The organism is Micromonospora sp. NPDC048169 (genome assembly GCF_040652815.1).
Taxonomy (GTDB): Bacteria; Actinomycetota; Actinomycetes; order Mycobacteriales; family Micromonosporaceae; genus Micromonospora.
In genome coordinates this window covers 1-19,107 of sequence record NZ_JBEZMS010000010.1, presented here as the reverse complement: position 1 = coordinate 19,107, position 19,107 = coordinate 1, and the positions used below count along the sequence as shown (strand labels likewise).

Annotated in this window: 12 protein-coding genes and 2 pseudogenes; 12 read left to right on the top strand and 2 right to left on the bottom strand. The window is 68.1% G+C overall.

Features of this window, described 5'->3' with window-relative positions:
- The first annotated feature begins 34 nt into the window (after positions 1-34).
- From AB0D28_RS11420 to AB0D28_RS11380, 9 genes and pseudogenes are all read left to right on the top strand, one after another.
- Complete coding sequence (locus tag AB0D28_RS11420) at positions 35-274, top strand: aldehyde dehydrogenase family protein (RefSeq protein ID WP_357384683.1); 240 nt, start codon at positions 35-37, stop codon at positions 272-274.
- 253 nt (positions 275-527) lie between these two features.
- Positions 528-1,091, top strand: a complete 564-nt coding sequence (locus AB0D28_RS11415) for a hypothetical protein (RefSeq protein ID WP_357384681.1) — start codon at positions 528-530, stop codon at positions 1,089-1,091.
- 469 nt (positions 1,092-1,560) lie between these two features.
- Positions 1,561-2,694 carry a histidine kinase gene (locus tag AB0D28_RS11410; protein WP_357384679.1) on the top strand — a complete coding sequence of 378 codons (1,134 nt, stop codon included), beginning with the start codon at positions 1,561-1,563 and terminating at the stop codon, positions 2,692-2,694.
- Positions 2,691-3,362, top strand: coding sequence for a response regulator transcription factor (locus AB0D28_RS11405; protein ID WP_357384677.1), 672 nt, complete (start codon positions 2,691-2,693; stop codon positions 3,360-3,362). The genes AB0D28_RS11410 and AB0D28_RS11405 overlap by 4 nt, the downstream gene beginning before the upstream one ends.
- A gap of 81 nt (positions 3,363-3,443) precedes the next feature.
- Positions 3,444-4,823, top strand: coding sequence for a prolyl oligopeptidase family serine peptidase (locus tag AB0D28_RS11400; protein ID WP_357384675.1), 1,380 nt, complete (start codon positions 3,444-3,446; stop codon positions 4,821-4,823).
- Between the two features lie 20 nt (positions 4,824-4,843).
- On the top strand, positions 4,844-5,524 hold the full coding sequence (locus AB0D28_RS11395; protein ID WP_357384673.1) for a DUF4097 family beta strand repeat-containing protein: 681 nt from the start codon (positions 4,844-4,846) through the stop codon (positions 5,522-5,524).
- A 109-nt stretch (positions 5,525-5,633) separates the two neighbouring features.
- Positions 5,634-5,894 carry a tyrosine-type recombinase/integrase gene (locus AB0D28_RS11390; RefSeq protein WP_357384671.1) on the top strand — a complete coding sequence of 87 codons (261 nt, stop codon included), beginning with the start codon at positions 5,634-5,636 and terminating at the stop codon, positions 5,892-5,894.
- Positions 5,895-7,204: 1,310 nt separating this feature from the next.
- A pseudogene (locus AB0D28_RS11385) lies at positions 7,205-7,605 on the top strand (transposase).
- Positions 7,602-8,009 (top strand): IS5 family transposase, encoded by a 408-nt coding sequence (locus AB0D28_RS11380; protein WP_357384959.1) that lies wholly within the window; start codon positions 7,602-7,604, stop codon positions 8,007-8,009. The pseudogene AB0D28_RS11385 and the gene AB0D28_RS11380 overlap by 4 nt, the downstream one beginning before the upstream one ends.
- Positions 8,010-8,189: 180 nt before the next feature.
- Here AB0D28_RS11380 and AB0D28_RS11375 read toward each other — a convergent pair whose 3' ends face one another.
- A complete protein-coding gene (locus AB0D28_RS11375; RefSeq protein WP_357384668.1) occupies positions 8,190-12,383 on the bottom strand; it encodes a serine protease in 4,194 nt (1,397 codons plus the stop codon).
- Positions 12,380-12,691, bottom strand: a complete 312-nt coding sequence (locus tag AB0D28_RS11370) for a trypco2 family protein (RefSeq protein WP_357384666.1) — start codon at positions 12,689-12,691, stop codon at positions 12,380-12,382. The genes AB0D28_RS11375 and AB0D28_RS11370 overlap by 4 nt, the downstream gene beginning before the upstream one ends.
- Before the next feature lie 149 nt (positions 12,692-12,840).
- Here AB0D28_RS11370 and AB0D28_RS11365 point away from each other — a divergent pair, with 149 nt between their 5' ends.
- The 3 genes and pseudogenes from AB0D28_RS11365 to AB0D28_RS11355 form a co-directional block, all read left to right on the top strand.
- On the top strand, positions 12,841-15,648 hold the full coding sequence (locus tag AB0D28_RS11365; RefSeq protein WP_357384664.1) for a tetratricopeptide repeat protein: 2,808 nt from the start codon (positions 12,841-12,843) through the stop codon (positions 15,646-15,648).
- 654 nt (positions 15,649-16,302) lie between these two features.
- The gene (locus AB0D28_RS11360; RefSeq protein ID WP_357384957.1) at positions 16,303-17,211 is read left to right on the top strand and encodes an IS630 family transposase; all 909 of its coding nucleotides are present in this window, start codon (positions 16,303-16,305) and stop codon (positions 17,209-17,211) included.
- 207 nt (positions 17,212-17,418) lie between these two features.
- Positions 17,419-18,189, top strand: a pseudogene (locus tag AB0D28_RS11355) (DUF262 domain-containing protein); the annotation flags it as partial.
- Positions 18,190-19,107 lie beyond the last annotated feature (918 nt).

The window sequence follows — 19,107 nt, the reverse complement described above, 5'->3', positions numbered from 1 at the left end:
CCAGCGATAGTTTTCGACCACCGTGAGGTGCGCGATGGATCTCGCACTATCCGACATCTATCTCGACGGAGCGTGGGTCGTCCCCTCCTGCGGGCAGACCATCGCGGTGCACAACCCGGCGACCGAGGAGGTGCTGGCGAGCGTGCCGGCAGGCACGGCGGCCGACGTCGACCGCGCCGTCACGGCCGCCCGCGCCGCCTTCCCGGGCTGGGCCGAACGATTCGCTAAGCATTCCCGCACGTCACGCACGCCATCCCAAGACCAGGCCGTGTAGTCGACGGCATGCCGTCGACCATCCCCGCACGACATGTGGTCCCCACCCGGTCCCCCGGGCGCTGACGCGCTTGGCGACCTCACGCCCACCGGACGAGTGCCACCTCCAGTCGTCAGTTCGGAGGGCCACCATGCCGGCATGCCAAGGCGTAGATGGATCGTGGCGCTGGCCGTGGTCGCCCTCATCGGAGTCGCTGTCGGGACAGTTGCCCTGGTCGCTCCCGCCGTCGCGGCGACTGCCTGTCCACAGTGCTATGGACTTTTCCGCACTCGACGGCAGCATCTACACCGACCCGGACGACGAACGGATCACCCGCTTTTACGGCACCCGGATGAGCCATCCCAGGGTATTGATCTGCGCCGCCCCAGCCTGCTACCGGCGGCTCGGCGGAGGCGGGGAGAAAGGACAGGCGATCCGCAACTGGTCCCTCATGCTGTCACCAGTCGGGGCAAACGAAACCATCGCGACCCACGAGCTGTCGCACGTCGAGTTCCACGAGCGCCTCGGGTCGGCCCGAGGCAAAGTGCCGCATTGGTTCGACGAAGGGCTGGCCGTACTCATCTCCGACGACTCCCGCTATCTGAAGCCCTCCTCTGAGGGGGACCGGTGCCGCCTGCCGTACGAGCAGGCCTCGCCGATCGTCGACTCGGATTGGCGAGCCATGACCGCGGGCGGCGTGGACCGACCGTACCTACACGCGGCCTGCGTGGTGAGTCGCTGGACCAGCGCTCACGGCGGACCCGCCGCCGTGCTGGACCTCATAGCCCGGCTCCGCGACGGCGCAGACTTCCAAACCACAGTGGCCGTCCCGCGTTGACTACCCCAGGCCTCATCCTCAGGCGGCCGGGGCGTGGGGCCCGTTTCGGGCCGTCTTGAGGACCTGAAGGACGTCTCGAATCCCTGACCGACGGGGGCCGGGGTCCGGTTGGTTCAGCTGGAGAGCTCCGATGTTGTGGGGATGAGCGATGCCAGCGGCGGCGGTGGCCAGAGTTCTGCCGGCCCGGCGGTAGTCGCGTTCAGCCGGCCGCTGAAGCTTGACCAGCGGTCAAGGAGCGCTACCGGACGGCGCACTTGACCGGCGTGGTCCCCAGGAAGCAAGCAAGGCCAGCCCCATGTTTCGGACCAGCCTTCTGAACTTCGTTTCAGCCAAGCCGAGCGCTGATCCCAGTGCTGCCGTGCGGCAGGATGGCGACCGCGGCCTTGAAGTATCCGTGTGTATCAGCTGACGTCTGACGTGCGATGCACCGCCGAGTGTTTCGACGCTGGCCGTACGTCAGAATCGGATCATGTACGAACGAGTGGTACGGCGGGCGGGCGGGCTGCCGCCGATAGCGGTGGACGCCGGGCTGGTGGTTGTCGCGTTGGTCGCCCAGCTTGCCCCGTTCGTGTCCGGCGGCCGAGATTGGCCGATCGCCGCGTACTTCATCTGTGTTGCCGTGTCGCTGCCGGTGATCTGGCGGCGGAGGGCACCGTTCGCCGTCCTCATGGTGAGCGAGCTTGCCGCCGCCGCGTACACGTTCGTCCCGGACGGGCCGCGCCAGCCCCTCTGGTATGGAGCGCTGATCGCCATGTTCACTGTCGCCGCGCAAGCGCCCCGCTGGCAACGGGTCAGCGCCGTCGTGATCATCGCGTCGGGTGCGTTCATTCTCACCGGCTCGTTCGAGACCGCTGCCCGGGGAGCGCTGCTGTGGACGACCGCGTATGCGATGGGCCGCGCTTGGTCGAACCGACAGGAGTACGTACGGACGCTTCAGGAGCGCGCCCGGCACCTCGAACGCGAGCGGGAACTGGAGGCCGAGCGGGAACGGTCCCGGATCGCGCGGAACATGCACGACATCCTGGCCCACGCGGTGAGCATCACGATCGCGCAGGCGGAGGCAGGGCCGGTGGCGATGAAGCACGGCCCTGCTCGTACAGAGGCAGCGTTCGAGGCGATTGCCACGGCGGGCCGGGACGCCATGGCCCAGTTGCGCCGGATCCTCGGCGTCCTTGACGCCGGTGGCGAGAGCGCGCGCACCCCGCAGCCGACGCTCGCTGGGATCCCGGGCCTCGTCGACACGGTCTCCCGGGTCGGCTCCACGTCGGTCACGCTGATCGTCTCCGGACGGCCCGGTACCGTAACGCCCGACGCCGAGGTCGCGGCGTATCGGATCGTCCAGGAGGCGCTGACCAACGTGCTCAAACACGCGGAGGCGAAGACGGTGACGGTGACGCTCGACTGGCGTGACGGCGAACTCGTCATCACCGTGGCCGACGACGGCCGAGGGCCCCAGACCGACGGCCGAGGACAGGGGCTCATCGGCATGCGGGAACGCGCCGCGTCCTGCGGTGGGTCCGCGTCGGTCGGCCCGGTGCCCGGCGGCAAGGGCTTCCAGGTGCAGGCGAGGTTGCCCGGCGCGGCGGCGGAGGTCGCGCGATGAGCATCCGCATCGTGGTCGCCGACGACCAGGAGCTCGTGCGGGGCGCCTTCGCGGCGATCCTCGACGCCGAGCCCGACATGGAGGTCGTCGCCGAGGCCGCTGACGGCGCCGAGGCGGTGGCCGCCGTTCACGAGCACACCCCCGACGTCCTGGTGCTCGACATCCAAATGCCGGGGATGGACGGCATCGAGGCCGCCCAGCGGCTGAGCGGCGCACCCGTACGGGTGCTCATGCTGACGACATTCGGGCAGGACGACTACATGTACGACGCGCTGCGCGCCGGAGCGAGCGGCTTCCTGCTCAAGGACGTCCGCCGCGCCGAACTGGTCCACGCGGTCCGGGTCGTCGCCGCTGGTGAGTCGCTGCTCGCCCCAGCGCTCACCACTCGGCTGATCGAGACGGCGGTCCGCAGGCCGGCGCCGCCGCCCAACTCCTGGACCGGCCTGGACCGGCTCACCCCGCGGGAGCGCGAGACGCTGCAGCTCCTCGGCCGGGGACTGACCAATGCCGAGATCGCGGCCGGACTGGTGGTCAGCGAGCACACCGTCAAGACGCATGTCAGCAGTGTGCTCGCCAAGCTCGGCCTGCGGGACCGGGCACAGGCGGTCGTGGCCGCGTACGAGTCCGGTCTCGTCGTCGCCGGCGAGCCGCCTCCCTCTGTGGAGTGAGACCAGAACCGCTCGCGCGACCCAGGTAGGTCCGTTCGCTGCGGCGATGGCTGCGTACGCCGGATCTTCGATGATCGTCCGGTGATCGCACGCACTGTCCGAATCCTGAGCCTGCTGTTCGTCGCCATCGCACTGACCGGCGTACCGTCAGCCGCCGCCCCACCGCCGGCTCCGGTCCCGGCCGACCTGACCACGACCGACGTCGGAATTCCTACGGCCGACGGAAAGACCCTTGCCGGTACGGTCTTCGCGCCTCGCGCCGCGTCCGGCCCGCTGCCCGGACTGGTGCTGGTGCACGGCTCCGGCAACGGCAAGCGGTCAAGCGTCACCCCGGAGGCGATCGCCTTCGCGCGACAGGGGATCGCCGTTCTCGCGTACGACAAACGCCCGCTCGACAACCCGGTGTACTCGCTGCTCGCCGACGACGTCGTCGCCGCGGTCGGCGTCCTGCGAAAGCAACCTGGGGTGAAGCCGAACGCCGTCGGGCTCTGGGGGATCAGCGAGGGCGGCTGGGTCATGCCCATCGCCGCGAGCCGATCGAAGGACATCGCCTTCCTCGTCCTCGCCTCCGCCCCGGCCCTGCCACCGGTGCGCGTCCAGAACTGGAACATGCGCAACAAGCTGGCTGGTGCCGGGGTCTCCGGCGCGCTCACCGACACGCTGTCTAACAAGTTCTACCGGCTCGCGGACGACGCAGGACTGTTCGCCGAGGCCGACTATGAGCCACGGCCGGCGCTGTCCGCCGTCACGCAGCCGGTCCTCGCCGTGTACGGAACGGCCGACACGCAAGTGCCGCCCGCCGAGAGCGTCGCTGTGTTGCGCCAGACGATCCGCTCACCGCTGACCGTCCGGTTCATCCCCAGCGCAGGACACACCTTGCGAGTCCTCGACGACACCGGCATGTTCACCAACGAACTGTTCCCGTCGTACCCGGAGATCGTCGGCGACTGGATCCGCGCGGTCGGCGCCGGCACCATTCCGCCGCCGCACGTCGATCAGCCCCCGGCGCAGCAGGCGAACAGCGTCGCACTGACCCCCTCGGCATGGTGGGAGTCCTGGCCCGCGCAGCTCATCGCCCTCGCCGTGCTCCTGACCGGCTTCCTGTCCTACCCGATCGTCGCTCTTGTCCGGCGAGTGCCCCGCCGTGCGGTAACCGCCGCTCGTCCCGCCCGGCTCCTCGCCGCCGCGGGTGCCACTGCGGTCATCGGCTTCGTCGCATACTTCGTCACCGTGGCCGACAGCGCAAACTGGAAGGGCATCTCACCGGGCCCGATGGTGGGTGGTCGACCCGTGTTCTGGCTGGCGCTCCAGGCCGTCGCGCTCCTAACCGTCATCACCACCGCCGTGACGATCCACGCATGGCGTACTTCCACCGTCGACCGTCTGCGCCAAGGCTTCCTGCTCGTGACCGGCGTCCTCTTCCTCCCCTGGGCCCTGTACTGGGGCCTCCTGCTCCCCTGACCCTCTGGAAAGGCCACCTTGTGCGCACCCGCATCACCGCACTTGCCTGTCTAGCCATGGCGCTCGTACCGCTGGCCGCCTGCGACGAGCAGCAGCAGACCGAGACCCGCGCGTACGACCTCACCGACAAGGTTGACGCCCTCGCCGTCAGCAGCCTCGGCGGCCGGATCACCGTCACGGCCGGCTCCGGCGGCACCGTGCACGTCACCGAGACCATCCGGTACACCGGCGCGAAACCAGTACCGCAGCACAACGTCGTTGGGTCGGATCTCACGTTTACGTCGGGCTGCGCGAGCCACCCAGGCAGCTGCAGCGTCGACTACCACCTCGAGGTGCCGGCCACGTTCAAGGCCACGCTTGACAGTGCCGGCGGCACCATCTCCGTCACCGGCCTGTCCGGCGAGCTGAACCTGACGTCCGGCGGCGGAGCGGTCGACGCGAGCGGAATCACCCCGGCCACCATCACGGCCCGGACCGGCGGCGGCGCCATCCAGCTCACGTTCACCAAGCCGCCCGAGTCCGTCCGCGTGGACAGTAGCGGTGGTGACGTCACGCTCCGGCTACCCCGCGACCGCTACAGCATCGACGCGCAGGGCTCCGGCGGCACAACCACCGTCGAGATCCCCACCGACGCTGCCTCCGCGCACAGGATCGGTGTCCACTCCGGCGGCGGCGACATCCTCGTCACCGCACCCGAGTGAACACCGCCCGCAGCAGACGGTCCACAACGGCACGGAACGCTCACGGGATCAGACCGACGTAGCGGACCTGGCCTGACGCTGCCTGCCCGCAGGACCCGGGTGCGTGGTCATGACCGGACCAGCCACGCGCGCCGACCTCGACTGGGTCACCCCGCACACCTTCCGCAAGACCGTGGCCACCCTGATCAAGGAGGAGACCGACACCAAGAGCGCCGCAGCCCAGCTTGGGCACTCCAGCGAGGAAGTCACCGAGACCTACTACGTCGCCAAGCCCGTCCAAGCCCCGGACGTGTCCGACATCCTCGAGCGACTCGGCACCAGCCCGAACGGGCCGCAGCCACCAGCAGCACACAACGATGCACACCGATGACGAACTTGGTTGCCGTACCTCGTAAATGGGGGGTTTCGGGGGGGCGGTTCAAAGCTTCATAGATGAAAGCGAAAGCCCTGACCAGCATCCTCGCTGGTCAGGGCTTTTTTTTCCTGTCGGGACGGCCGGATTCGAACCGACGACCCCTTGTAACGGAAAGTAGCCGAAGTGGGCTTGTCATTACTTGCTTGAAGTGGTCGCTGAGCTGCAAGGACGTCACTGACCCCTCACCGACTCTTGTCACTCTTCGCCGATATTTGGCTTAGGTTTTCGGGGGGTAAACGGGGGGCAAGGTTGAACGTCGTCACGTCTTGAAGTGACCCCTATGGGCTGGACACCGCGGCTATCACGGCAGCTTGCGGGTACTGCGGGACTGCCTCGCCATCAACCGCACCCGACCCGCACCTGCGACCACCGTCCGGGTGCCGTCGGCCCGGCGGATCACCAACTGGATCATGCGACCCGGCAACAAGCTCACCGACGACGACCGCGCTGGTCCGCCACCAGGGCACCGGGCAGTACCTCGACGCCCGGATCGACCGCCCGCCACGCTGGATACCCGAATCCGCGGCTTCGCCGCGGCCTGGCCAGCGACCGTGACGCCGTCGCCGGCCTCGCCCAGCCCTGGAGCTCAGGCCCGGTCGAGGGCAAGGCCAACCGCATCAAGACGATCAAGCGACAGATGTATGGCCGCGCGACGCGGTCGCTGCGTCGGCAAGGCCTTATCCGCAGCTCCCACCGCTCCCTTCGGGCTCCCGCCAGTCAGTTCACCGAGCTGATCGGGACGGGCCCGCCCGGCAATGCCTGGACGGTTCTTCAAGGTGACCGGCCAAAGGCGCCCCGACCGGCTGTATGCCGATCGGGGCTACGACTACGGCGGCCCGCCGCGGGCCAGATCCGCGCTCGCGGCGTCACACCCGTCATCGCCGACGCGGCACCCACGGCTCCGGCATCGGAATCGCCGGGTCGTGGAACGCACCATCGGCTGGCTGCACTGGTTCCGCCGCCTACGTAACGACTGAGAAGTCCGCGACGACAGCCACAAAGCCTTCCTCAGTCTCGCCTTCACCCTCATCTGTTGGCGCCAACTCCAATGTTAGGAGCCCCGGATCGCTTTGGCCGGCCCTGGACCGAACAGTTGGTCCTCGATGAGGCGAATCTCCTTGATCCTGCTTCCCTTATCCAGCTCAAAGGTGAGCCAGCCGCGAACGCAGTCTTTCGCCAGAACTGCAGCGGAGTAAGAGATCGTTTCAGTTTGAGTCCGGCGTGTCGCTTGTGGACAGCAGCACCGGGCGGTAGATCGGTGGGCTGTGCGTGAAAGGGAGATTGTTGACGGGTTGTGGGAACGGCTGGCGCCGCTGATCCCGACTCGTACCCGCCGGTTCCGCTACCCCGGGCGGTTGGCCCGTGACGACCGGGCGGCCTTGGCGGGGATCTTATTCGTGCTGAGGACCGGATCCCGTGGCAGCAACTGCCCACCTCGGCTTTCGGGGTGTCCGGGTCGACGTGCTGGCGGCGGCTTGCCCGCTGGCAGGAACAGGGCGTATGGCAGCGCCTGCACGAGGTGCTCCTGGCCGAACTGCGTGCCGCCGGGGCCCTGGACCTGGCCTACGCGGTGGTCGACGCCTCGCATGTGCGCGCACTCAAAGGGGGGACCATGTCGGGCCGAGCCCGGTCGATCGCGGCCGGCCCGGCAGCAAGCACCACCTGATCACCGACACCGACGGCACGCCCCTGGCCGTGACTCTGACCGGCGGGAACCGCAACGACGTCACCCAGCTCATCCCGTTGATCGACGCCATCCCCCCGATCCGCGGCCGTCGCGGCCGACCGCTGCGGCGGCCCCGCAAGATCTACGCCGACCGTGGCTACGACCACGACAAGTACCGCCACCTCGTGCGCGCCCGCGGGATCACCCCGGTCATCGCACGCCGCGGCACAGGCCACGGCTCCGGCCCCGGCCGCCGACGCTGGGTCGTCGAACGCAGCTTCGCCTGGCTACACGCCTTCAAACGACTCCGCACCCGCTACGAACGACGCGCCGACATCCACCAAGCCCTACTCAGCCTGGCCTGCGCGGCCATCTGCCTCCGGCAACTCCAGAGCTCAAAGTGAAACGATCTCTAAGGCAGGGCAGGCTGCCGCGGTTCGGGAGTGATGTCCGCGGGCTGCAGTTGATAGTCGTCGGTGGTCCTGAGCTGCCAGGAGCTCCAACTCGGGGTAGACAGGCTCTCCCCCGTGGTGGCGTTACAGATCTTCACATCGACTGGCACCCACACTTTGCCCTTGTCGGGCTCAGTCGGGAAGCGTGCCCCATTGGGTGGCCTGGCGTACGAAGATGCCAACCGCCTGCGGTCCGACGTCAGGGTTGAGCCGGGTGGCGGCTGCCAGGAGTCGGGGGTGCATGCCGCTGAGGAAGCCGCGCACCACGAGCGTGCGGGCGATCGACGGCTCATCGAGGGCCATGGCGGCCAGTTCTCCCAGCAGTTCCGGCCGATCCGGTTCGGGAACCTCCTCGACCGTGCGCAGCACCCGCTCCCACAGGCCGCAGCGGGCCGCGATCCGGGCCACCTCGCTGAGATGAGCCGACTTGGTGGAGACCAGGAATCGCGAAATTCTAGGACGCACCGGCAGGTTAGACAGCAGACGGTCCGCTATGTCGATACGACCGCACTGGGCGGTGGCCCGGATCAGGCTCTCGGGCACGTTCCACGGCTGCGGCCGGGCGAGCAATGTCTCGATAATGTCGTCGGCGATGTCGAGGTGCCCCGCGTCGTAGGCGGCCGCCGCGACCGCACCCAGCACCGCGTCTTCGGTCCGGCACATGCTGAGCAACCGCCGGGCGTTGCGGGAATCGGCATGCGGGACGAGCGATAGCAGGGCCTTGCAGCGTTCCACCCGGCCGTCCAGGCGGTACGCGGCGAGCAGCGCTCGCCGACCGGCCGAGCGGTACACCGGTTCGTTTTCGAGGCGCCGTGCCACGAGGGCGGTCTCGATCCATAACTCGAAGCGGGACTTCGCGTCCTGTACCTCATCGATCTTCTCTATGGCCTCCGGCAGCAGGTCCGCGGCGTTCGAGGGGGACCTTCCGGCTAGGCGCAGGGTGGCGAACAGCCGCCTGGTTTTGTCGGGAACGAGGGTGAGGACTCGGTGGGCGACGTCGGCATAGCCGATGTCAGCCAGCGCATCGGAGGCCAGAACAGGGGCGATGCCCTCCAGGAAGGGGTTGTGGTCCGCGTCGAGCACCAGCGCCATCCCCTCGTGGACGGCACCGGCACGGATCGCCGCTGCGGCCGCTCTCGCGTTGACCAGGGTGCGGTTGTACCCGGGGTATCGGGCCATCAGGCCGATGGCGTCGCGCCAGCGGCCGGCCTCGATCCACGTCAAGGCGATCTGGAAGTGGGATTCCATGGCCTCGCCGGTGTCAACGCCGGCGAGCAGACGGGCGGCGGTGACATGCTGACCGGCTTGGGCCGTTCCCACCGCGAAGGCGGCGAGCAGCAGTTGGTTGGTCTTCGTTCGGCCGTCCAGCCGCGCTGCGGCGGTGGCTTCGGCGAACCTGCCAGCCCGTGCGATCGTCTTCACGACCTCGGCGAGGAATGTCCCGGCGGGTTCACTCATGAAGTCGTTGGCGCGGTGCAGGCCGGATTGGACGTGAGGCCTCCAGCCAGCGGTGGCCGCGATCGTCGGGTGCTGCTGGGCGTATCGTTCGGCGGCTTCGACCACCGGTAGCGCATCTCTCGCGAACCGACGGGCGGCTTCGTGTGCGACGGTCGCGAGGGCGACGGCCCAGTCCTCGCAGAAGTCCAGGATGCCGGTGAGGACCGGCTCGAACTCCTCGACCATGCGCGCGGCGTCGCCGATGTCGCCACGGGCGAGCGTGGCGCGGATACGGCGCAGCCGGATCACATTCAAGTCGCCGGTGTCGGATTCTTCCAGGTCGGCGAACGGCTCTTCCTCCGGCCGCGAGGCGGGCGCGGGTAGCGGGCCCGTGCCGTCGCACGCCGCAGCGAGTTGCAGGTGCATGCGCCGGTCGGCGTCGGTCATTGCGGCGTCGTCCAGCCGCTGGAGCGTTGCTTGCGCCCGGCCCACATCGCCGAGCGCGAGGGCGAGCCGGGCGGCATCGAGCAGAACCGAGGTTGTCAGATGGCCGGTGACCGGCTCGGCCAGCAGGCGCCGGACCGCGTTGTCGGCGTCGCGTGCCGGCCCCATTTGGCCCCATTTCCAGGCCGTGAAGCCGATCCGGGCCAGCAGACCTGCTTTGATTCCCGCGGCAGCCTCCGGTTCCTCACTCGGGGCAGGCTCCGGCAGATGCGGGTTGTTCTGGGTGGCCAGCGTCGAAAGGTTGGCCATGTCCTTGTGTGAGGCGTGGCTTCGCTCGTCGGTGCTCTCCACGTCGATCGCGGCGGCGGATTGGGCCGACTGTTGGAGAACGGCCACCGCCTCCGGGTGCTGTCCGTGCTTGTGCAGCAGCCAAGCCAGATCGAACTGCGTGCGCGCCCGAATCTGAGGATCGATCATCTGTTGTGCCCGGCGGCGGGCACGTCCGGTGTCACCCGCCAAGGCCCAGCTGTGCACCAGTGGTGCCGGGTAACTCTCCAGCCTCGGCGCCACGGTCTGCAGGCGCATCCCGATCTCCACCAGCACCGGCCACTGGGCTCTGGACACGTCACCGGACTCGAGGAGGACCCGGCCCAACACATCGGACGGGCTCGGGTTCGTACGGCTGCGGCGGCGCAGCAGCGCGAGCCAGGCGGGGGCGAGCACGACCTCGGCAAGCCGCTTCACCTCTCCGAGCCGGCTGAGAACGTGGGGGTAGTCGCTGACGTAGAAGTCCGGCGTCCGGTCCGGCCATCCCGCCTCAGCCCACCGGGTGCCGGCGTCGGCGAGGGCACGTTGGTAGACAGCGGGATCCTTGCTGGAGTGCTGCAACACCCATTCCCGCAGGGTGTTATGAGCGAAGGCGAACCGGACCGCGCCTGTGGCGGGTATCGGTACGAGGATCCGACGCATCGGGGCCCGGGCCAGCGCCTGGGTGAGCTCGTCCTCGCCATCGTCGTTAAGTGACAGCGCGGCGACCAGATCGCCGACGGCGAGTGGTCCTGCCGCAGCGATGCATTCGAGGGCCCGTTTGGCCGGCCCGCCGTGGTCGTAGATGTCGGCGAGGTGGTGTTCTGCCTGTTCCCGGCTCTGCTTCGCGTTGTCGCTCGGTGCCAGCGACACCTGGTCGTGTGCCAAAGGATCGGCCAGAGCGTGCGCCGCGTTGTCGAGCAGGGTGGCCAGGTTCACGATGGGGCGCAGGAAGAGGGCGACCGAGACGGCTGCAGGCAGGGTCGCCGGCAGAAGGTTGAGGACCGTCTCGACGTCGCTGCGCTCGGCGAGTTCATCCAGACCATCGACGAGCAGGAGCAGGCGCCGCCCGAGCACTCGCTCGGTCTCGGCGGCAGCCGCGAGTAGGTCGTGGAACGCCTGGGTGGTCGGCGTCGGCGGCTCTTCGTCGAGCAGCGCGGCGAGTTGTTCGACCAGCGTGGCACGGACCTGGTACCCGTCGGCCGAGCCCTGGTTGCGGCTGACGAAGTGGAAGACGACGTCGACGTCGGCCGGTGGCCGCGCGGCCAGTGCCGTGGCCAGGGCCGTTTTGCCCGCCCATGGTGCGGCGCTCCAGACAGCGTAGCCGCCGGAGGGCAGCCACTGCCGGAATCGGTGTATCTCGGCTTCGCGTCCGATCAGTTCGTGATGTTGCTCGGCGTACCAGTCGAGGGTCGCCTTTGACGGGCGACGATGGGCGGCTTCGACGCTGGTGCTGACGTCGTGCCTGGTCAGCACCGAATTCCAGGTGGCCCGGTCAGTGTTGCTGGCGCGGAAGTCCGTGATGGACGCCTGCTCGGCGCCCAGCATGGCGGCGACGGGCACTGCGTCCAGGGATTGGCCCCGGCGGGGCTCGGTCGTGCAGACCACGCCGACCAGGTGACCCCCGGCGAACAGCGGGGCACCGGAGATGCCCTTCCAGTCGCGGCCCGCGGTGACCTCGATGCTGTCCACGTCCACGGTGATGAGTCGGGAGCGCAGGTTGGCGTCGCGGACAGTTCCGGTGACGGCCACGGTGTCCCGGTATTCGGAGCCGTCCGGCAGCAGCCCTTTCTGGAGCGCCGGGAAGCCGAAGCAGCGGCACGTGTGCGGCCTCTTGACACGGGCCACGGGGAGCTGCGGGTGCCGGGTGATTAGCCCGAATCGGGGCGGGTGGACCAGTATCGGTGCTGGCTCGCGCAGTTCGAGCAAGGCGGCGTCCAGCCCGCCGCTGCCGGCCCATACCACGGTGGCCGGGAGCCATCCGGCGTCCGGCTCCAGGCCGCACCGGACCATCACGTTGCCGGCCGGCGCGACGTGCCGGGCGGTCAGTACGAGCCGGGGCGCGAGTAGGTAGCCGGTGCCGTAACCGGTCCCGGCGGTGATCTCAACGTGCTGCCGGTTCGTCGCGCCAGCGGTCATCGCGGAAGCTCGCGCACCTCGTCGCGGACTTCGAGGGCGGAGCCGTCGGCGCGCATCGGTGTCACCGTGAGTTTGAGCCTCTGTGTGTGACCCCACTTGACCTTGCCGTCTGCGCCGGCCTCGACGACCCAGAATTTGACGCCGGCTTTGGCGCCGACTTCGCGGGAGGACACGACTTCGAGCTCGAGTTCGACCTTGTCGATCTGGAGGCGGATCTCGTCGTGCCCGGTCGGCCGCTGGGCTTCGGAGAGTTCGGTGCGCAGGGAGTCAAGCCACTCGGTGAACGGGATGATTGCTGAATCGGACATCTCTGCCTCCTACCCACAGCGGTAAGGCAATCATGGCAGGCGCGAGACCAGAACACAGAAGTCGAATCCCGTGTCTGGAAGCTGACATTGCCCGCGGCCGAGGGTCGGGCGCACATTGGTGAACGTCATTCCTCGACATGGAGGTGCGTGTGCCTGACCTGATCGTCAGCCATGTGCCATCCGATACGGCTTGGGCGCACTGGCTCGCCCACGAGTTCGAGCGCTGCGGTCGTTACGTTTCTCTCTACTGCTTCGATAGCGGGAAGCGAACGTCGGCCACCGAGGGCCCCGACGAGCGCGGAGCCCACATTGTGCTACTACTCTCCCCGGCCCTCGTCATGATCATCCAGGACATCACCCCGGCGTGGTCGCGGCGCCAGCGGGTGACGCCCATCGTTGTGGAGAGCATTCCGGACGCGGACACCAGCGGGACCCTTGACCTGTCCGAGTTTACGGAGCAGTCCGCCCGGCAGGCGGTACACGAGCACTTCGACGTCACCACGGTCGACGGCCCGCGGGTCAGCCGCCTGTTCGGCCGCGACCGCCCCGGATACCCACCGGACCTCGCGCCCTCCTGGCGGGTCGGGCCGCGTCCCGCCGGCCCGGTACGGCTCGGCGAACTCGAACAGCGCCTTCCGGACACCGCCGAGCGCGTGACGCGGGTGGTCGTCAACGGGCCGGGCACGATCCTGACCGAGTACGCCCACCGGCACGCCCGCTCCTACGCACGGTGCTGGTCAATCGACGGCAACCTCGCCGAACTGGTTTCGGCACAGCTCACCGAGCTCCGCCTCGGGCAGGGCGGGGACGATGGAGACGGTACCGGCCTTCTCCTGGTCCACAACGTCGCCGACGCGACTCAGGTACAGGACCCCGAGGACGGCACCTGGCATCTCCTCATCGCGACCGCAGGTCCCTGCGAACCAACGGTGGATGCGACGGCCCCCCTCGGTAGCGCCGGGCGGCACCTAATCGCGCTGCTCAAGGCGCTAGCCCCCGCGCCGGTTCCGGTACGGATGCTCACCGCCGGCGCGGCCGCGACTCCGAGCGACGTAGCCACCGTCCTAACCACGCCGGACACCACGGACACCCTGCTCTCCGAACTAATGGCCGCGGGGCTGCTTCGTCACCGACCCGGCTTCGTCGAACTCACCACCGACGGCCGCTGCAATCCCGAACCCGCCGCGACTGGATGGGCCAGCAACCTTGTGGCCCTTGCGATCGACACCATGGACCAGCGCGATGCAGCCCTCGAAGAATGGCTAGCCGTACTGCCGCACGCCATGGCCTGCCTGACCGCATCCGCCAACCCTGCTCCGGCCACGATCGCCGACTACCTGGACGGCTGGGAACGCGGGGTCATCCAGCAGCCGCCGCTAACCCGGGCGCTGTCGATCGCGGTGAACGTCACCTGCGAGGCCGGGGCGCCCGGCCTCGGCGTACGGCTGGCTCGGCGCCTGCTGTCCCTGGCGACCCGGGAAGGCGCGAGTTCGGAGAAGGCCCAGATCGACGCCCTGGTCCTGCTGGCGGGGGCGCTGCGAGTCGACGGCCGGTTAAGCGAGGCCTGCGCGGTCGTCGCGCGTGCCGAGCGCGTCGCTGCAGTCCCGGTCGGGCAGAGCGACCGCTCGTACCCGTTAACGCCGCCGCACCTGCTGCTGGAGAAAGCGCAGGTGCTCCACGAATCCGGCGACGATGAGAAAGCACTGGCCGCACTGGACGAACTGTTCCAGTTGACGGCGGTCGGCCTGCCCTGCCCGCCGGACCTGCGCGACAGGGCGAAATGCTTCCACGCCGGCCTGCGGCTTCGCCACGCCACGAGCCTGATGGCCGCCGGCAGGTCGACCGAAGCCGCGGCTGAGGCGCACGACGTGGCCAACCAGGCCCGCCGGTTGGGGGCCACGAACCTGCTCGTGGACGCCCTACGCGTGCACGGGTTGAGCCGGGCGGCCGATCAGGATTTCGACACGGCCCTGCGGGTGCTGGCCGAGGCGCTCCGCATGGCCGAGCACGACGACGTCTCGTATGCCGACTACGTGCAATGCGAATACGAGTTGGCTGACGTGTTCCACCGGGCCGGGCGGCTGAGCGAGGCGGCTGACCTGCTCACCGCCCGGGTAGCGGCATGGCGCGACGACACCGGCTCGTTGCCGGCGCTGCTGCGCTTCAACACCGCGAACCTTCTCGCCGCCGTCGAGCAGCTCCGGAACCGCCCGCGGCTGGCGATAGCGGCGTTGCGCGTAGCGCTCGCCTGCGTCGAGCCCGCCGACGCCGACGCGGTGCCGGTGGACGGTCACGTGCGCCTCGCGCTCTCGAGCCTCTACATGCGGACTGGTGAGCCGTGGGAGGCCGCTGCGGTGGTGCGGCCAGCGTCGAATCGTCTGGCCGGCGACGCCGCGTATACGGAGCTCTTCGCCGACTTGGAGATCGCTCGTGCCCGCGGCATGCACGCCGCCGGTGACCCGAGCGCCTCGGCCGTAGTCGACGAAACCGTTCGCGCGGCGCGGCAGGCCCTCGGACCCGACGACCCCCGCCTCGCACCCCTACTGTGGAGAGTCGTCGACCTGTTGCTGACCATGAACAGGGCACGGCAGGCATGGCGGTACGCCGACGACGGCGTACGGCTCAGTCCCGACGACTCACCGGAGCGGGCCGCAGCCCTGGACAACCTCGGCCGGGTGTTGGTCGCGGTGGGGCGGCCGGAGAGAGCGCTGCCCGCGGCGGAGGAGGCAGTCCGGATGGCTCGGGTCCACCTCGGTGACGACCACATCGACGTCGGCGTCCGGCGCTTTAACCTCGCCCAGGTCTATGGACTAATCGGACGCGGTGACGACGCCGTCCGGGAGATGACCGAGGTCGTGCGCATCGACACGCTCTTCTACGGGTCGGACCATAAGGAGGTGGCACGGGACCTGCAAGCCCTCGAGGCGCTCAGAAGCTGGGCACGCCGCAGGCCCTGAGCAGGCCATCACGCAGTACCTCTCGGAAGGCCAGCCGGAGATCCTTCCCGTCGTGGTCACGCACGCCACCGCACTCGCAAGTTCACGACCGCCCTCGGGTGACCAGATATGCGGCTCATGTAACACGATCGCGCTCACGCAGGTCTCGGTGGCCCGGGAATTGCTGCTGGTGAAGGTCACCGCCGACCGGGCCGCGCGGTCCCAGGTGCTGGAAACCGTCAACCTGTTCCGCGCCGCCCGCATGCTCTCCCAGAGCATCGTCGGGCCGAAGTTGTTGCCTGAGGCTCAGCGCCACCGATCTGCACCGGTTCTACCGTGCTGCAGCCACAGGCGGCCAAGCCGTGCTGCTGGCCATTACCTGACCTCGACGCCCGGCTGCCCTTCATCGCCGGTACCGGTCGGGGTCTGCGACATACCTAAATCCCTGGATTGCCGACCAGGAATAGACGCCGGGATGGCTCGGCTCGCGCGCGGGCGCGAGCTGGGAGGAGGACAAGGAGGAGGGGGGGAATTACTTGGTGGATAAACCAAGAGGGTAGTTGCCAAGCGCTGGCGATGCTCCAGCCAGCCGTTGGCGCTCCCCCCGCTACTGACTGGCGGTGGTCGCGGCAACGCAGTTAGGGTTCGCTCGGCGTGGGCGTATGATCAGGCCGCCTGAGTCTTTCCCGTGGCTGGGCAAAAGCGGGAAGCGAAACTCCCAGTCCGACGGCGCGCAGACGGATCGATGAGCAGACCCGCGACTGGATCTGCGTCATCGCCCGGTGCGACCCCCGGTTCCTCGGCAAACCGTTCTCCTGCTGGTCGCCTGCCAAGTTGCGCGACTACCTGATCGACGTCGGCTACGTGAGCTCCATCAGCGTGGAGACGATCCGTCGGGTCCTGCGCGAGCGTGGGGTCTCCTGGCAGGCCACCAAGACGTGGAAGGCCAGCACCGACCCGGACTTCACGTCGAAGATGCGCCGGATCCTGGACCTCTACGACGACCCTGCCGCCGACGGTCGGGTCCTGTGTGTGGACGAGTTCGGGCCGCTGAACCTGCAACCCCGCCCCGGCCACGCCTGGCGCCCGCAGGGCCAGCCCGTGCGGCTGCGGGCCACCTACACCCGTGACCAGGGAGTACGGCACATGATCGCCGCCCTCGATTTGGCCACCGGCCGCCTGCACTACCGCATCCGTGACCGCAAACGCTGGCGCGAATTCCTGTCCTTCCTCAAGACCCTGCGCCGCCGCTGGCCCGACCAGCGGCTCTACCTGATCGTGGACAACTTCTCCCCGCACAAGCACCCCGAGGTCCGCGCCTGGTGCGCGGCCAACCAGGTCGACCTGGTGTTCCTACCGACCTACGCGCGCGTCCTGGCTCAACTGGATCGAGGCCGAGTTCGCCGCCGTGCGGTACTTCGCTCTCAACGGCACCGACCACCGCAGCCACGCCGAACAGGACACCGCCATCGGCGACTACATCCGCTGGCGCAACCAACGCGCCCGACCGAAAACCGGATTCGTCACCGCATCCAAGATCCGCCACCCGGATTACCCGTTCAAGGCTGCATGACGAGGCACTAGTCTAGGGGAACTCGACCCTGCGCCACCATCGAACAGGCCCCCGCTCACACAGTCACCTGCCGGCCGTCGCGTCGCATCACCTTGGAGGGAGCGGGCGCCAAGCGCGAATCATCGAGGCTGGCGCGGTCATGCATAAGATGAGCGCCTATCGGATGCCGAGGAGGCGCTCACTAACATCAGGCCCAGTGTCGGCGCAGGAGGTAAGGGATGGATTCCAGAACGCTCTCGCTCAGCAGGGTCCTGACCAACGAGGTCCGCTACACGGTGCCCTTGTTCCAGCGGAAATACGTCTGGAACGAAAAGGACAACTGGTGGCCCCTCTGGACTGACGTTGTCGAGACGACCTGCCGGCTGATGACAGATCAGTCCAAGGGTGTCGGCGCTACCCGCCCTCACTTCCTCGGCGCCGTGGTGCATGAAGGGCTTCTGCCGAAGACGGGACAGATGCCTGAGCAACGCATCATCGATGGTCAGCAGAGGATGACGACTCTGCAACTGTTGCTCACTGCGACCCGCGCTGTCGCGAGCGACTGCGGTCTCAGCAGTCAAGCGACCAGGATTGGACGGCTGATCGAGAATCCGCACGATACGGTGAAGGAGGCACACGACCGGTACAAGGTCTGGCCCACGAACGCCGACCGGGAGTCGTTCGAACGGGCCATGAATAACGATCCCGACGATTCCCTCATCGGCAGGGCGTACAGCTTCTTCCGAATGAGGGTTACTAGGTTCGTCGATGACGCCGACGGAGGTTCCGGCTGGGATCCAGGCGACGAGGACGACTGGGCCGGTCCTTCGATAAGCAGTGATGCCGAGTCAGCCACGGGCGAGGAGCGGCTCACGGCGCTGATCGACACGTTGCGAGATCTTATCCGAATCGTCGTAATTGAGCTCGACCCCGCCGAAGACGACGCTCAGGTGATCTTCGAGACCCTCAACGCTCACGGTACCGCACTCCTCCCTTCAGACCTCGTCAAGAACCACATGTTCAATCGAGCTCAGATGGCAGGGCTGTCGGTCGACGCCCTTCATGCCAAGTACTGGGCTGCCCTTGAGGACGAGTGGTATTCGCAGGAGGACGCTGTAGGCCGGACGCGCCGCCAGCGTCTGGATCTTGCGATTGGGTTCTGGGCTGCTTCAGCAAGCCCACGGGGTGCGGATGTAGCCCAGGCGCACCTGTTTTCCACCGTCCAGGAGATCGCTCGCGCCCGCTCTGGTCCAATGTCGAAGCCAGACGCCGAGGGTCTTGCCTCGTTGTTTGCCGAGATTGCCCACCACGTCAACACATGGCGGCGGCTCCGACTCGCTCCGTACAGCTCCGCCGAAGGCCGATTCATGTCTAGGCTCCACGACCTGAACACGACGACTCCCATGCCATTGGTGTTGTGGATGGCCGCCAAGGTTGACGATCAGGTCCCCCGCATCCAGTTCGAGCGCGCACTCATATCCATCGAGTCTTATCTCGTTCGGCGCGCTGCATGCGGTCTCACCGCAAAGAACTACAACCGGGTATTCGCAAGCGTGCTGGCACAGGCCAAGAAGGTTAGTCCGGGGAACGTGGGCATGGATGTGACCAGAATCCTCGCCGAGTTCAGCGATGACTCGTCGAGATGGCCAGAGGATTGGGAGTTTGAGGCAGCCCTAACCGAGGAGCCGCAGTATCGCCGATTTTTGCGGGCGACCCGGGTTCGCATGGTCCTTGAGGCATTGGAGGCGGCAATGCTTGGCCCTGACGTGGAGCAGCTAGCTCCGCCAGGCGCGAGTCTCAGTGAGGAGGATGCACCCGGGGGCTTTGGCCGCACTAGGGCGTGTTTCATAAGCCGGTCAGAGCCACTCGCAGATGATGGTGATGGTCAGGACGGCCTGGAAGCGGACGGCTAACTTGTCGTAGCGGGT

Coding starts and splice junctions, on each gene's coding strand:
- AB0D28_RS11420 (WP_357384683.1), top strand. CDS start 35: ATGGATCTCGCACTATCCGACATCTATCTCGACGGAGCGTGGGTCGTC.
- AB0D28_RS11415 (WP_357384681.1), top strand. CDS start 528: ATGGACTTTTCCGCACTCGACGGCAGCATCTACACCGACCCGGACGAC.
- AB0D28_RS11410 (WP_357384679.1), top strand. CDS start 1,561: ATGTACGAACGAGTGGTACGGCGGGCGGGCGGGCTGCCGCCGATAGCG.
- AB0D28_RS11405 (WP_357384677.1), top strand. CDS start 2,691: ATGAGCATCCGCATCGTGGTCGCCGACGACCAGGAGCTCGTGCGGGGC.
- AB0D28_RS11390 (WP_357384671.1), top strand. CDS start 5,634: ATGACCGGACCAGCCACGCGCGCCGACCTCGACTGGGTCACCCCGCAC.
- AB0D28_RS11375 (WP_357384668.1), bottom strand. CDS start 12,383: ATGACCGCTGGCGCGACGAACCGGCAGCACGTTGAGATCACCGCCGGG.
- AB0D28_RS11370 (WP_357384666.1), bottom strand. CDS start 12,691: ATGTCCGATTCAGCAATCATCCCGTTCACCGAGTGGCTTGACTCCCTG.